This is a genomic window from Empedobacter brevis (assembly GCF_965118635.1).
Taxonomy (GTDB): Bacteria; Bacteroidota; Bacteroidia; order Flavobacteriales; family Weeksellaceae; genus Empedobacter; species Empedobacter brevis_A.
The window spans coordinates 64,762-79,303 of sequence record NZ_CBCPHV010000010.1 but is presented as its reverse complement, the minus strand read 5'-3'; the positions used below and the strand labels follow the sequence as shown (position 1 = coordinate 79,303).

Sequence of the window (14,542 nt, the reverse complement as noted above, 5' to 3'; positions counted from 1 at the left end):
CATTTGTTTTGATGTAATTTATTGCACCAAACCCGACCTGTGGAAACTCTTTAAATTCTCCTTTCTGAGCGATGAAAATATCTTCGATATGTTGTTGATCACTTTCATCAATCACAAAGTCGCCATTCTTAATTTCTATGTCTAAATCGTCTGTACGTTTAAAATCTTTCATCACTCAATTTTACCTGTTCCTGTAAAAGCTCCTTGGCTTGATGTTCCTGTTATCTGAATGATTGATGACATTAGATAATCTTTAATTGCTTGCATCAATTTTTCAGCGTAAATATGTTTACTTTCTTCGTAATTTTCTGACTGAATCATTTCGTCTTGAATCGAAATAATATGCTGTACTAATTGTTCGTCATTTAAAGCCATTAAAATAAAAGTTTATCAATATGTTGATTAAGTGATTTGAATTTTTGTTTGTTCAAATCAATGAATTTACCAGCTCCACTTGGCGTCTGAATTATTGCATTTTCGAGAGTAGAAAACAAATCGTTTAAAACAGTTTTAAGATTGGTTTCAGCATTTAATATTCTGAATTTTCCATCTTTCATTTCAAATATTTGATTATCCATTTTGATAACAATTCGGTCTATTTCTGAATATTTCAATACAAATAAATCATCTGTATCATTCAATCGTCCGTAAATGATTTTAGAACCTATCTTTGGATAAATAGTAATTTTAGAATCTAAATCTGCATCAATTGCATTTAATCGAATATCATCAATACCATCAGCCGTTGTACATGTTGTTTCTGATACTTCTGTTACCGTTTGCATCATAATTGGAAATCGTTGAACTCCTTTTTTATTTGTACCTTTTACCGCTTTTTCAAATAATTCTTCAAATTCCATAATTACAACTTATAACTAATTTTTAAGGCTCTTTGAATACCTTCAGAACCGCTCACATCTATTGTAACGCTTTCAACAAAGTATCGTCCATCTTGATGTCTATCCTCATAATACGGACGTACTACATCAACAGCATCACCTTCTTTGATTAATGGATAACACCACGTGTTTATCGTACCATCAAATCCATCAAAAACTTTGGCTTTATAAAAATTTTCGATAAAAGATTTTAACTCTGCTTTTGTTAGACCAGGACGACTTATTGTTAATTCGTTTTCTCCTTTTTCTCCGAAAGAATGCTGAATAGTTGAACCGTCTTTCTGATCAGATTTTACAGTTAAATAAAGCTGTTTAGCATCTTTTCGTTCGAACTTAATATCAGAGCCTCGGCGTATGTTTTGCGAAAAATTAAGAGAGTGAACTTTGCGAGGTTTAAAATCTAACATCATCCCAACGTTTAATTTTCCATCATTACTAAACCATGCACGGATAAATCCTTTTTCTTTCAATTCAGATAAAACTTCGTAAGGCGTAGCATCTTCTATTTTCCATTTTCCAACAAAATAATTTGCATCATATACAACCTCATATTTTGAAGGAATAACAGCTTTCAAAATATCTTTTACACTTCCTGTTTTAAAATATCCTGAATAACGTTTCGCCGATTTTAGCATAAACATTTCGTCTTGACATTCTATTACAAGCGGAGCATCAGCACCTATTTTAGTTACATAACCGACAAACTCTTTTGAATAATGACCGTCATAACCGAAAGAAATTTCGACTTTATCTTTTCGCTTAATAAAATCTAAAATCGATTTTCCGTGTAAATCAACTGCGTTTCCGTTTTCATCAACCGCATTTCGATATTCACGAGGTAAAATGATTTTAGCTGTATTTATCAAAGTTTGAACGCTTCGTTCTATTTGGATAGATTGACAACGATAAAATTCAACTCGTTTACCGATTTTTATTTTAAGATTAATATTGTAATACAAATAATTCATAATCAAAAAACTGTTCCGTCTTCTTGAAATACTTCTACTGATCCGAAATCAAATTTCACATCGGGTTTACCAAGCGTAAATGCAACTGATTTTATAGAACTTGCACTAATACTAAATTGTATAGTATCTTGAAAACCTTCAAGCGGTGAAAATTCAATCGATTTAAAATAAATTGCATCAATATTTTTCTCATCGAATTGTAAACCTTCAACTGCAATTATTGTATTTTTCGACCATAAAGTATTTAATCGCTCAATTTCAGCATTTGGATAAACACGCTCATCTAAATCAATCAATAATCCTTTAATTTCAATATTCCATGGTTTAGTTCCCCAACGCTCAATTACGACAGGATCATCATCATTAACCTCTGTTTCTATCAAAGACTTTTCTTGTGAAAAAGTCATCATTAGTGGCGGTGCAAAAATATTACCCCAAGCACCAGTTAAAACCGTTGAAAACTCAAGACTTTCAGTGTAACGCTTTCCATCCTTTTCTGTAAAATCGATTTCAAAAACTACTTTTTCAAAATCAGAATAACGAGCAGGATAAAAATCTAAACCATAATCATTAGTTTGTTGTTCTTTGATTTTTACTTTATCAATCATAGAAACTACTCCAAAAGCAGCTGCATAACGAGCGGAAAGGTTTATTTGAGTTTTCTTCATTTCTATTCTATTTCTTTTTTACTCAAAGACAAAATGCCTTTATCTGCTAACCATTTCACTTGTGCCCATTTCATCGCCCAAGTATCATCATCCAATTGTTCAGGAAATGGTATGTGTAGAAAATGAGAGATATAAGCATTGATTTTAAAAATTTGATCATACCCATCATCTTCTATCAGTCCGGTACAATCGGTTAATACTTTTCCACTTTAGCAGTTCCCAATGGCATGATCTCAGCAATACCAGCTACAGCAGATAAAAACAATAAATCATCTGATTTAACCAAATCTTTATCTGTAAGCAAGGATTGATTAATCAAGATTTCTTGTGCTTTAGTTGGGTTAACATTAGCAAATTTTAAATATTCACCAATGGTTGTTCTACTTGGAACTTTTGCAATTACTTGAACTTCGTTATCATTAGAATCTACTAATGTTAATCGACGTAAATTATTTTCTCCACCTGCTTTTTCAATTTGTTCAGGTGTTAATTCTTTTTGATTTTTTGACATTTTAAAATGTATTTAAAAAGGGTTTAAAACTATGCTTTCATGTTAAGGTCTACTTTCAAAGCAAATAATGGATAATCCATTTTAAGCCCCATTTCGCCTGTAACTTCTCGACCTTCTTTTGTAAATTTTACCAAAAGACGATCTACTACAAGTAAATTGTATTCGTTTGTAAAAGAGACAATCAAATAAAATGGTTTGATGTCTAAAATACTTCTACCAATCATTGCAGTTTCTAATGGTGTAATATCGTGCATCATTACTCCCATAGAAGCGTTAGGCGTTCTTTTACCTGTACTCCAAGAGGTTGCTTCTGATGAACCAAGCGTCCAATTTAATTGATGTTCTTGCTCATTTCCGTATGTTAATGATGTTACTTCAATATCAACACCGTTGATGTTACACTTTACATCAACACTATCGTAAGACTTTCCGTTTCGTGTAATTTTTGCCATTATAAACTATTTTTAATGTTAATAGTTCCTGTAATTTCTCCAAGTGTTCCCATTGGTACAATCTTGTAACTTACAAGCAATTCTTTTTTTACGAGTAAATCACTATCAGGGTCAATTGTTGTTTTACCAAGTGAAAGCTCATTTGCATTTTGCATTTCATCAAAAACATCATCGCCAATTTGTTCTAATGAAACTAAAGCACGAGTTAATAATTTACCTTCTTCATCAACTGGATAAGTCTTTTTGATTTTAGGTAAATAAACTGATCGTAATTGTCGAATTGCATCATCCATTACACGTCCATAAGCAATTGTATGCTCATTCATATTGCCTTCTTGGTCAACAATAATTGGAGCGCAAACATGATCGTTATTGATACGAATACCTGCTAAACCAGCATAAGACAATCCGAAAATATATCCTTTATCTTCAAAAGTCTGAAGCTGTGTGTAGATTTCTGTATTCTTTTTATGATTAGATAATCCTGCAATCATCCAAGCATCTTTTGTTGAGTCGTTCAAATCAAATGCTTCATTGTCGCCAATGTTTTGAGCAATGTTAGCAGATGAACAAACACCTAAAACAGTTCCGACATCAGCAAAATTTTGTGCTAAACCAGTTTTAGAATCTGCATATTTCCAATCTTGACCAATTACTACAGAAACCTTTGTCGCTTCTACATTTTCGATTGCTCGTAAATCCTCAACAACATTTGAATTTCCATCTAATCCGTAACCTTCTAAAAAGATTTGACAAGGCATATTTTGCTCAAATGCCCAAACTGCTAAACCTTGTGCCAATGGAATTGCTTCGATAACATCGGTTGGCATTCCGTCAACAACCGCTGGTGCTTCTGTAGGATTAAGAGCAAATGCAATTTGACGAATTTCATAATCTGCATAAGCCAATAATGTTTTTACGCTTTCAGATTGAACTAACGTTTTAAGGTTTGATGATTGCTCAACTAACATAAAATGTAATTCAGTACCTGCGCCAGCCATTCTGTAGAACTCCGAAATATGACGGTAAACATTAACATTATTTGTTTTGTCAAAATCTGCATCTAAACCATATTGGTCTAAATCTTCAACATTGTAAATGGTTACAGGTGTATTGAACCCTAAACCTGCCAATACAACCGATGCAATAACTAATCCTGAAACAGCACGTTTGTTATTGGTACGATTTGCACCAACTTTTCCTTTTTTCGTTGTAACTCCATTAAGATTGCTCATTTGCTTTATCTTTTGAATCTTCCTTTACTTCTTGTTTTTCAGACGCTTTATCATCACGTTTGAACGAAGTCAATTTTTGACCTTTCTTTAAACTCAGTTCAGCAAGATTTTTTGAACTGAAAAATTCTCCTGATTTATTTGCCCAAAGCTCATCATGTGAGCTTTGAGAAAATATTTTTTTTGCTTGATCTTGTAATTTCATAATTAAGCTTTTGTAGTAACTAATGCTGCCATTGCACGGTCTTTTTTAGGTGCTACTAAATAATAGTGACTAAAATTGACTGCTGATGATTGAGTTTGTGTATCAGGCTCATCGAAATACATTTTCGTTTTACCTTCTGCTCTGAACATATCAGGAGCATAAAAAGCAATAGACGCTTTACTGTGAGTAGCATCGTCATAAACAGCTCCGTAACTTGCTTTTGTAGTTCCTGCATAAAAAGGATTGTTTCCGTACGAATACACTTTGAAACCATATAACAAGGGCAATAATTGACCAGTAGCTACATTGACATAATTTTTATACAGATTTGTATCTTCTTTCAGAATATCAAATAAATGCGAATCGTCTAAAACTAAAATTCGTTTACCATCATTTGGTACACCTGCATCAGTCATTGCTTTTGCCAAATCAATAATATCTTTCAAAGTCGCAACTTTCTTACCTGCTTCTGTAGCTCCTGTTGTTCCAATTACTGGTGTATCGATTGATTTCGATTTTGGTGCAATTGCATGAATTGCTTTTCCAAATTTCTTTGTAAGAATTGCCAAACGATGCTTCTCATTTACTTTTGCAATTTTGTCGTAAGTAATAGCATACAACTCATCATCCGTAACTTTTGTAGCTACTGTTTGGTATTTATCCAAATTAAAAGCAATGTCGCCATCTTCTAATTCAGAGTAACCGATAGGATAAGCTGTATTGTTAATTAATACCTCAGGATCAGCACCAATATCAACTAAATGAATTACCTCATTTTCTCCATTTCTTGAACTTGTAACAAATTCAGAATAGTCAGTAATGTTGATTAAAAATGATGCGTCAACAAAAGGTCTAAATCCTTCGACTAATTCGCCAGTCCAAATTTCTCTATATACTCCAGCCATTATTTTGTGTATTTAGCGTTAAACAATGTTTTAAATTTTTCAGGATCTTGATTTGCTAATGCTTCAAAACCTCGTGGGTCTTCTGTTTGCCATTTATCAAAGTCCCAATTTGCTCTATCCAAATTAGCGTCTGTTCCACCGTTAATTTGACCAGCAATAGGTTTACGGACATTCATATTAGCAAAAACTGTTTGCAAAGCTTCTACTCCAGAAGTTTTACCAATAGCCTCATAAGTTGGCTCATCTTCTTTTTTGATTTTACCTGCTTTTACAGCTTCAGCAATAATAGATGCAACAGCTCCATTTGATTGTTCGTCAAGTTTTGCTTGTAAATCAGCAAGTTCTTTTTTATAATCTTCATCTTTCTTTTCTAAAGCTGAATATCTCGTTACGAGTGCCTGAATTACTGCTGTATCTGAACTGTTTTCGTTCACGCCTTGTAAATTCATAGCTTCAATGACTTCTTTTTTCATTTCGTCTGTTTCAATTTTATTATTAGTAATATTTGGAATATACAAGGCTGCATAACGTGCATAAACCTCGTTTTCGTTTTCTATTTCTGATGGGTCAAATCGGTCAACCTCTGTTTCATTTTCAATAATCCCATCAATTAAGTTTTCTTTCAATGCCTGTTCCGCAGAAAACCAATGATCAGAACCATCTAACCAATTTTCTTGAATCCATTTTGTAGTTTTTCCAGTTGTTGCACTCAAATCATTACAAAAGTTTTTCTCCATTTGTTCCAATAGATTTACCGTTGCTTTTAAATCTTTTGCAGTACCGTTAGCATAGCCCGATGGAGGATGAATCATCATAAATCCATTTCTAACCATATAAACATTTTTGCGAGATTGACTGATTATCGCTCCCATCGATGCAGCTATACCAATAATTTCAAGTCGTTCAATTTTTGTAGATGCATTACATACATTATAAATCAAGTTTCCATCGAAAACACTACCTCCGAAAGTGTGGAGTTTGATAACTATATTATTGTGTAATCGTTCAACTTCATTAAGTACACGTGTGAAGTAAACACCGTCACCTTCCCAAATAATACCTATTGCTCTAATTACATTATCATCTACTGCTAAAATCACTTTTTTGAAATTTTATTGAGCAAATATTTAAAGGTTTTCGGGTCTTTCCTAAATCTTCGGCAAGGCTTTCGGGTTTATTAGATTATCACTTGATTATCAAAGAATTTTGTTAATAAAAGCCAATAAAATGGAGGTAATTAAAGGAGGTGGAAATATCAATAACAAAGCGAAAAAAGAACTTGCAGAAAAGCTATTTATAGAAGATGGTTTAACAGCAAAAGAAATATCTCCATTGGTTGGAGTTTCTGAACAAACGCTATCTCGATGGCGTAAGGATGGAAATTGGGATAATAAACGAAATGAATTTTTAGCTGCACCTCATAAGATTAAAGAGGTTTTAATGAAAGAGCTGAAAAGTATTGCAAGTGGAGAAGGCTCTACTATTGATGCAGATGCTTTAGCTAAAGTAAGTAAAGTTATTGAAACACTTTCATCTCGCACCTCTGTACAAGTCATTTTTTCGGTTTTCAAAGAATTTGATAATTGGATGGCAGACCAAGAACCAAGATTAGCAATTGAATTTACAGATTGGCATAAACGCTTTTTACAGTACCGAATTAATCAAGAGGAATAATGACAAAAAGTTTTGAGAAAATACTAAAACAGTATGAGGAACATTGTCGGAAAATTGAACAATCGGCAACGGTTAACATTAATGAAACGCCAAAAGAGAAAATAAAGCGAATCAATGAACTTGAAAAAGATTATGTCGATTGGTTCGAATATCATTTTCAAATGTATGCTAAATCAAAATGTGCTTGGTTTCATAAGAAGTTAGCCAAGTTAATTATTGATAATCCTGACGGCTCATTATTAGGTGAAATCTATCGATCAGGTGCTAAATCCGTGCATTTGGATATGGGAATTCCTTTGTATTTGTATTTAGTGAAAAAGGATTTGTTTTTCATGTTATTGATTGGTGAAACCGTTGATAAGGCAAAAAAACTGATTTCAGATATTCAAGCTCAATTACAGCATAATCCAAGATTAATCAATGATTATGGTAAACGCTTTAAATATGGAGATTGGGCTGAAGGTGATTTTAGTACAATAGATGGTGTTCGTTTTGTTTCTCGTGGATTTCGCCAATCTGTGCGTGGTTTACGTGAAGGTGCACAACGTCCAGATTATATTGTGGTTGATGACGTTGACACAAAGAAACTATGTAACAACGAGAAATTATCAAGACGTGCGTATGAGTGGGTTTGGGAAGATTTACAGGGGACTTTTGATGAAGGTGCGAAAAGAAAACGTTTTGTTGTAGCCAATAATAACTTTCACAAGAACACAATTATCAACCAATTGAAACAAGAATTTAACCGCATAAATGAAAAAGCAAAACAAGCTGGTCGAAAGGTTAAACATTTTGTATTAACAGTTGCAGCTGTAAAATCATTAGTAACATTTGAGCCGAATTGGAAAGAAAAGACATCAGCAGAATATTGGCGACAAAAGTATGATAATACACCGTATCGTTCCTTTATGCGAGAGTATATGCACAAACATATACAGGACGGAGAGATTTTCAAACCCGAATTTATCCAATACAAGAAAAGACTTCGGTTCGATCAATACGATGCGCTTTGTTTTTATGGCGATTTATCCTACAAAGACGCAGGAGATTACAAAGGAATGGGATTAATTGGGCGAAAAGACAAAGAGTATCATTTAATATTCTGTTTTCTAAGACAATCTACTCGTAAAGCAGTTGCAGAATGGCTTTATGATTTATACGAAAAATATAATCTTTCAAAATACAACATCAAATATTTGATTGAAGGACTTTTCGCAATGGATGAGTTTGTTAACGATTTTGACTTAGTTGGAGAGGAACGAGGTTACTACATTCCTGTAGTTGCTGATAAGAAATCAAAGATTAATAAATATGACCGTATCGAATCGATGGCTGGTTTCTTCGAAAGACTAAATGTATTCTTTAACGAAGAATTTAAAGAGTCCAACGATTACGCTACAATGGAAGATCAATTGTACGCATTCGAAAAAGGTAGTACAGCAAATGATGACGGACCCGATTTTTTACAATCAGGAATGGCAGAAGTTAATAAAGCATCATTTATTGAAAAATTCAAGGCTCGTACTGTTTCAAGAAAAAAGATAAACCAACGCAAAAAAAACAAATTTTAAAATGAGTTTTATTAATGAAGATGATTACAGCGTTTTAATTCGCAAAGAAATCAAAGGAATATTAGTTGAAAATTATTCTGATACCAAATTAGCTGGTGCAGAACAAATGGCGATTGATCAAATCAAAAATTACATCAATGGTTTTTATGATACTGTAAAAATCTTTTCAGCGCAAGGAACAGAAAGAAATTCATTTATTGTAATGATAACGATTGATTGTGCTTTGTATCATTTGTACACAAGTTTAGCTCCTAATAAAATTCCTCAACATCGTTCAGACCGTTATGCTGATGCATTGGAATGGTTAAAATCTATATCAAAAGGAGAAGCAAGTGCAGATTTACCAAAAATTATTGATGAAGAAACAGGCAAGGCTAAATCAAGCATTCGTATTGTGAGCAGATACAAACGACAAAATCATAAGTATTAATAATTGTTTAAACTATGTTTAAACTCTCTTTTAAGCCATTCTAAAAACTTTAACGATGAAATTATTTAATAATTTATTTAAAGCGTCAAAAACACCTAAAAATATAGCATCAACAATCCCACGAAAAAGAAGTGGAAAAAACCAAAATATTGATCGTGTAATCGACCAAATTGCAAAATCATTCAAAGATATATCTCGAAAAGATATTGATAAATGGAGACAGTCTTTAATGCTTGTAAGTTTACATGAGCATCCGAGATTTAATACTTATGTCGATCTGATTGATGATTTAGGTATTGACGCAACATTGAAAGCACAAGAACAATTGCGATATTCTGCAACTTTAAGTACAGGTTATCAAATCAGAAATAAAAGAACAGGCGAAATAAACGAACAAGCGACTGAATTATTTCAACAAAAGTGGTTTTTTGATTATCTGACTTTATACACAACCGCAATAGTAAGAGGTGCAAAAGTTATCGAATTTCAGAATTTTGATGGACATAAAATTGAATTTAGAGAAATTCCAAAACGAAATACAGCAACTAATTATAAACGGATTTATCCCGATTTAAATTCTCAAACATTTATTGACTACACAGACCCAATGCATAAAAATTGGGTTTTACAATTGGGTGATGATGATTTAGGATTGATTAATAATATAATTCCGAACATAATTTGGAAAAGAAATGTTGCACAATCATGGGCTGAGTTTTGCGAAAAATTTGGAATGCCATTAGTGTCTGCAACAACTAATCGAAGTGATAACGAGCATTTAGATAAAGTTGAAGAACAATTATTGGCATTAGCGGAAGCAAGTATCGGAGTTTTTCCAGAAGGTACAACCATCAAATTTGATGAAGCCAATAGAACCGATGCTTACAATGTTTATTCGAAATTCATTGAACAAAACAGTAATGAGATTTCTGCTGTAATTGTTGGATCAAATACATTAACAGCAAATGCAGCAAATCGTTCACAAACAGAAGTACATGAGAGAAGTTTAGATTTTAAAATTTCACAAGCTGATAGACGTGATATTTCATTCAATGTAAATGATGAGTTAATACCATTATTAATTGCACAGGGATATTCTGAATTATCTAACGATGACGTTTTAGAATGGATAGAATCGAAAGAGGAAATAGACTTGCAACAATATTGGAATATTGTACAAGGAATTTTACAAGATCACGAAGTAGACCCTGAATGGCTATCTACAACTTTCAATGTGCCAATTATAGGCAAAAAACAACGCCAAATCATCACTAATCAAAATAATCAACAAGATGAAGAAAACAACAATCCCAAGCAAAAGAATACAGGTAAAGCCATTGCAAGTTGGAAACGTCCCGACTATTCATAATTGTTGTGGAACTCATCCTGTAGCGAATGGCGATGAACCTTCGTTTTTGGATAGACTGAACGAAGAGCTTGCAAAACAAACTTATAACGATGAGGATAGTTTAGGCACACAAGGGCGATTGATTGCAAAAGAAGCCTTGCATTTAGTAGAAGGTTTAAAACAAGGTTACGGCGTTACTTCGGGTTGGAACACTCCCGATACTTTGGCGTATCAAATGATGGAGTTCAATTTGTTTGAATTTGCTGAAAGTAAAACCGAGGCTCGTTTAGCTGCAATGACAGATTTACTCATTGATAAAGAGAAGTTGCAAATCAGGTCATTTGAGGATTTCAAAAAATTAGCTTTAAAAGAAACATCCGAATTTAACGAAGAATGGTTATTAGCTGAATATAATCTGTCTATTTCGGTAGGACAAAACGCAGCTGCATATAATAAATTTATGTCAGAAATAGATGATTTTCCTTTTGTACAATATCAGACTGTTGGAGATTCAAGAGTTAGAAGTCAACATCAAAAATTAGAAGGGTTAGTTTTTAATTTAAGTGATAAAAAAGCAATGAAACTTTTTCCACCGAATGGTTACGGTTGTCGTTGTGAAATGATTCAATTGCCAAGTAAACCAGATCATGTGACATCAGGAAATGAAGCTGTAGAAAAAATGATGCGTTCAGATGGTAAATGGAAGGATTCTCAATTCGCTATAAATAGAGGTGATCTAAGAAAAGTATTTACAACTGAACAATTTTATGCTGATATAAAAGGAATGGACAAAAAAATCAATGAAATGACTTTTGATAAATATCACTTAGACGCTTATGATAAGTTTAAAAAAGATTTAAAACCAATTAAACTGGACAAATCAATTACAGAAGATAATGTTAGTGAATTATTCAAAGTAACAGGAAAAACTAAAGGAAATAAAAATTTCATGGGGTTTGAAGATTATTTTGAACGAAAATTAATTCTTCCTGAAGAAGTGTTTAAAAGACATACTAAAGGACATTATATCAAAGAAGAACGTCATCAATTAGTTCCTCATATTAAAAATATAATTTCTAAACCTGATGAAGTTTGGTTAAGTAGAGAAAATAACAAAAAAAATCAAACCTTAAGATACATTAAGTTTTATAAGAATAAAACAATTGTTGTTTTATGTGAAATGAATAATACAAATCTTGAAATAAAAACATGGTTTGAAATGAAAGAGGAAAAAACTACAAGAAGCGGGTTATTAATAAAAGAAAAAGGTTAAACCCCAACGGTGAAGACTTTGCAAGCAGTGAGCCTATCGGGTTTAACCTTTTCTTGATACAAATATACAAAATAAATTAATATGGCAGGTAGAAGTAAATTAGAATTATTATTAGAACTATCTGATAGACTGTTTAATAATGCGCTGAGTAGAGCACAAAACAGAATTAATTCTACAGTTAATTCGGCACAACAAAGATTAAACTCGTTACGATTACCAAATATTGATACATCACAAATTGAAAATTTAAACAATAGTTTCAATTTTGGCTTAGGTGCTGGTATAGGTATGGAAGTTATGTCTATGGCTGTTAACGGAATTAAAGAATTGAGTGGCGAAGCTATTGATGCAGTAGATTCATTAACCAAGTTTGAACAAACTATGCAATTTGGTGGGTTCAATTCATCTGCTATTGCAAAAGCTCGTGGCGAAGTAAAAAAGTATGCGGATGATACGGTGTACGATCTGCAAACAATTGCCAATACAACAGCACAATTAGCTGCAAATGGTGTACAAAACTATTCAGCACTAACACAGGCAGCAGGAAATCTGAATGCCATTGCAGGTGGAAACGCCGATACTTATAAATCGGTTGCATTAGTTTTAACACAAGCAAATGGTGCAGGTAAATTGATTACACAAGATTGGAATCAATTAGCAAATGCAATTCCTGGAGCGAGTGGAAAAATACAAGAAGCTTTACGGAAAAATGGTGCATTTACTGGTAATTTTAGGCAAGCAATGGAAGAAGGTCAAATATCAGCAATCGAATTTAATAAGGCTTTGTTAGATTTAGGAACTGATCCAATTGCTGTAGAGGCTGCTAAATCTACTAAAACATTTGAGGGAGCTCTCGGGCAATTACAAGCGGGAATAGTTGATGGTTTTTCTAATCTATTACAAGCAATAGGAATGGATAATATTACAGCGTCCATTATGTTTTTAGCAGATGTTACAACAGGGATGATACAACCGTTTATTTGGTTTTTTACTGAAATTAGAAATGGAAATCCCTATGTCTCTATTTTAGCAACATTAATTTTAGGTTTGGCTACAGGTATTGGAACTTATAATGCTGTAATGGGAATAGCTACGTTATTAACAAAAGGCTGGGCTACAGCTCAAACTTTACTTAATGTTGCAATGTATGCTAACCCAGTTGGATTGATTATAGCTGCAATTGTTGCTTTAGTTGCTTTGATAGCAATAGCAATTTACAAATATGACGAATGGGGAGCAGCATTGTTACAATTTCTCGGTCCTATTGGTTGGGTTGTAAATGGATTTATGGCTATAAAGAACAATTGGGATAGTATTGTAAATGCTTTTAAAACTGATGGAATAATTGGAGGTTTAAAACGTATAGGTGTTGTTTTAATGGACACATTCTTAAAACCATTGCAACAGATTTTTGAAATGATTTCTGAATTTGATCCAACAGGAATTGCAGATTCAGCTTTGAATAAAATCAAATCGATTAGAGATAATAACAATCTTGTAACAATTGATGAAAAGACGGCAAAAACTAAACCTATGTTGGCAAAAATACTCGAAGATCAACAAAATAGTGCAGGATTTAAAGCATTAGCAGAAAAAGCAAGTTTATATCAACCAAAACCTTTGGGAGGTTCTACTGATGCAAATGGAAAAAAATTAGGTAAAGGTTCTAAGAAAACAAAAGACGATATTAACAAAGTTGCTGGTTCTGCTAATCAAGTGAAGAAAATAGACATCAAAATTGATGCATTTAGTAAAGGTGATGTTCATATTAAAAATGAGAGTGGCAAAGGAATGACAAAAGACCAATTTGAAGCTTGGATGAAGGAAATGTTTATGCGATTGGTTATTGATGCTGAAAACGCCTAATTATGTCGGATTATCTAAGAAAATTAAAAGCCTTAGGGAAACTTTACGAGAAGTTCCCAAATATGGCAGCTATCGAAGCGGTTAAATTTTCTAAAGAACGATTTGTACAGAAAAACTGGGTTGACCGCTCTCGTGTAGCATGGAAAAAACGAAAGCGAAAAGACAGAGGTTCGTTAATGACAAAATCAGGACGTTTAAAACGATCTATTCGTAAACTAAGTTATACTCGTAATTCTGTAACCATTGGTACAGATGTCCCGTATGCACAAATACACAATGACGGTGGTACGATTAATAAAACTGTACGAGTTAAATCTCATACACGAAAAGTAACCAAACGTGCAAGAAGCGAACGAACAGGACGTGTACTGAAAAAACGAGTTTCTAATGGGACGACAACTGTTGAAGCACACACTCGTAAAATGAAAACTACTTATCCTGAACGAAAATTTATCGGACAATCTGCTTTATTAATGCGAAGAATTGAACGTTTAACACAACGAGAAATCGATAAAATATTAAGAAGTTAAACCAAGTTTA

The 14,542-nt window shown here is 33.0% G+C and carries 17 protein-coding genes; 7 read left to right on the top strand and 10 right to left on the bottom strand.

Annotated elements, in window-relative coordinates:
• Positions 1 to 171 precede the first annotated feature (171 nt).
• From ACMHJW_RS12255 to ACMHJW_RS12210, 10 genes are all read right to left on the bottom strand, one after another.
• The gene (locus ACMHJW_RS12255) at positions 172 to 375 is read right to left on the bottom strand and encodes a hypothetical protein (RefSeq protein ID WP_413533703.1); all 204 of its coding nucleotides are present in this window, start codon (positions 373 to 375) and stop codon (positions 172 to 174) included.
• Positions 375 to 860 carry a hypothetical protein gene (locus tag ACMHJW_RS12250; protein WP_413533702.1) on the bottom strand — a complete coding sequence of 162 codons (486 nt, stop codon included), beginning with the start codon at positions 858 to 860 and terminating at the stop codon, positions 375 to 377. The genes ACMHJW_RS12255 and ACMHJW_RS12250 overlap by 1 nt, the downstream gene beginning before the upstream one ends.
• A 2-nt stretch (positions 861 to 862) precedes the next feature.
• On the bottom strand, positions 863 to 1,867 hold the full coding sequence (locus ACMHJW_RS12245) for a hypothetical protein (RefSeq protein WP_280063213.1): 1,005 nt from the start codon (positions 1,865 to 1,867) through the stop codon (positions 863 to 865).
• 2 nt (positions 1,868 to 1,869) lie between these two features.
• The gene (locus ACMHJW_RS12240) at positions 1,870 to 2,535 is read right to left on the bottom strand and encodes a DUF6046 domain-containing protein (RefSeq protein ID WP_413533701.1); all 666 of its coding nucleotides are present in this window, start codon (positions 2,533 to 2,535) and stop codon (positions 1,870 to 1,872) included.
• A gap of 193 nt (positions 2,536 to 2,728) precedes the next feature.
• Positions 2,729 to 3,046, bottom strand: coding sequence for a hypothetical protein (locus tag ACMHJW_RS12235; RefSeq protein WP_280063210.1), 318 nt, complete (start codon positions 3,044 to 3,046; stop codon positions 2,729 to 2,731).
• 29 nt (positions 3,047 to 3,075) lie between these two features.
• Entirely contained in the window at positions 3,076 to 3,498 is a 423-nt protein-coding gene (locus tag ACMHJW_RS12230; protein WP_280063209.1) for a hypothetical protein, read from the bottom strand.
• On the bottom strand, positions 3,498 to 4,733 hold the full coding sequence (locus ACMHJW_RS12225; RefSeq protein WP_413533700.1) for a DUF2586 family protein: 1,236 nt from the start codon (positions 4,731 to 4,733) through the stop codon (positions 3,498 to 3,500). Before ACMHJW_RS12225 ends, ACMHJW_RS12230 begins: the two co-directional genes overlap by 1 nt.
• Positions 4,720 to 4,935: a hypothetical protein gene (locus ACMHJW_RS12220; RefSeq protein WP_413533699.1), complete on the bottom strand. Its 216-nt coding sequence runs from the start codon at positions 4,933 to 4,935 to the stop codon at positions 4,720 to 4,722. The genes ACMHJW_RS12225 and ACMHJW_RS12220 overlap by 14 nt, the downstream gene beginning before the upstream one ends.
• A 2-nt stretch (positions 4,936 to 4,937) precedes the next feature.
• On the bottom strand, positions 4,938 to 5,840 hold the full coding sequence (locus ACMHJW_RS12215) for a hypothetical protein (RefSeq protein WP_413533698.1): 903 nt from the start codon (positions 5,838 to 5,840) through the stop codon (positions 4,938 to 4,940).
• The gene (locus ACMHJW_RS12210) at positions 5,840 to 6,940 is read right to left on the bottom strand and encodes a Clp protease ClpP (RefSeq protein ID WP_413533697.1); all 1,101 of its coding nucleotides are present in this window, start codon (positions 6,938 to 6,940) and stop codon (positions 5,840 to 5,842) included. Before ACMHJW_RS12210 ends, ACMHJW_RS12215 begins: the two co-directional genes overlap by 1 nt.
• 127 nt (positions 6,941 to 7,067) lie before the next feature.
• On the opposite strand from ACMHJW_RS12210, the gene ACMHJW_RS12205 reads away from it, so the two are divergent.
• From ACMHJW_RS12205 to ACMHJW_RS12175, 7 genes are all read left to right on the top strand, one after another.
• Positions 7,068 to 7,514, top strand: a complete 447-nt coding sequence (locus ACMHJW_RS12205; RefSeq protein WP_413533696.1) for a hypothetical protein — start codon at positions 7,068 to 7,070, stop codon at positions 7,512 to 7,514.
• The gene (locus ACMHJW_RS12200; protein WP_413533695.1) at positions 7,514 to 9,085 is read left to right on the top strand and encodes a hypothetical protein; all 1,572 of its coding nucleotides are present in this window, start codon (positions 7,514 to 7,516) and stop codon (positions 9,083 to 9,085) included. The genes ACMHJW_RS12205 and ACMHJW_RS12200 overlap by 1 nt, the downstream gene beginning before the upstream one ends.
• Position 9,086: 1 nt before the next feature.
• Positions 9,087 to 9,515, top strand: a complete 429-nt coding sequence (locus ACMHJW_RS12195) for a phage protein Gp36 family protein (protein ID WP_413533694.1) — start codon at positions 9,087 to 9,089, stop codon at positions 9,513 to 9,515.
• A 55-nt stretch (positions 9,516 to 9,570) separates the two neighbouring features.
• Positions 9,571 to 10,884, top strand: a complete 1,314-nt coding sequence (locus tag ACMHJW_RS12190; protein ID WP_413533693.1) for a DUF935 family protein — start codon at positions 9,571 to 9,573, stop codon at positions 10,882 to 10,884.
• Positions 10,808 to 12,136 (top strand): PBECR2 nuclease fold domain-containing protein, encoded by a 1,329-nt coding sequence (locus ACMHJW_RS12185; RefSeq protein WP_413533692.1) that lies wholly within the window; start codon positions 10,808 to 10,810, stop codon positions 12,134 to 12,136. The genes ACMHJW_RS12190 and ACMHJW_RS12185 overlap by 77 nt, the downstream gene beginning before the upstream one ends.
• Positions 12,137 to 12,217: 81 nt before the next feature.
• Positions 12,218 to 14,002, top strand: coding sequence for a tape measure protein (locus ACMHJW_RS12180; protein ID WP_413533691.1), 1,785 nt, complete (start codon positions 12,218 to 12,220; stop codon positions 14,000 to 14,002).
• Positions 14,003 to 14,004: 2 nt separating this feature from the next.
• Positions 14,005 to 14,532, top strand: a complete 528-nt coding sequence (locus tag ACMHJW_RS12175) for a phage virion morphogenesis protein (protein ID WP_413533690.1) — start codon at positions 14,005 to 14,007, stop codon at positions 14,530 to 14,532.
• Positions 14,533 to 14,542 lie beyond the last annotated feature (10 nt).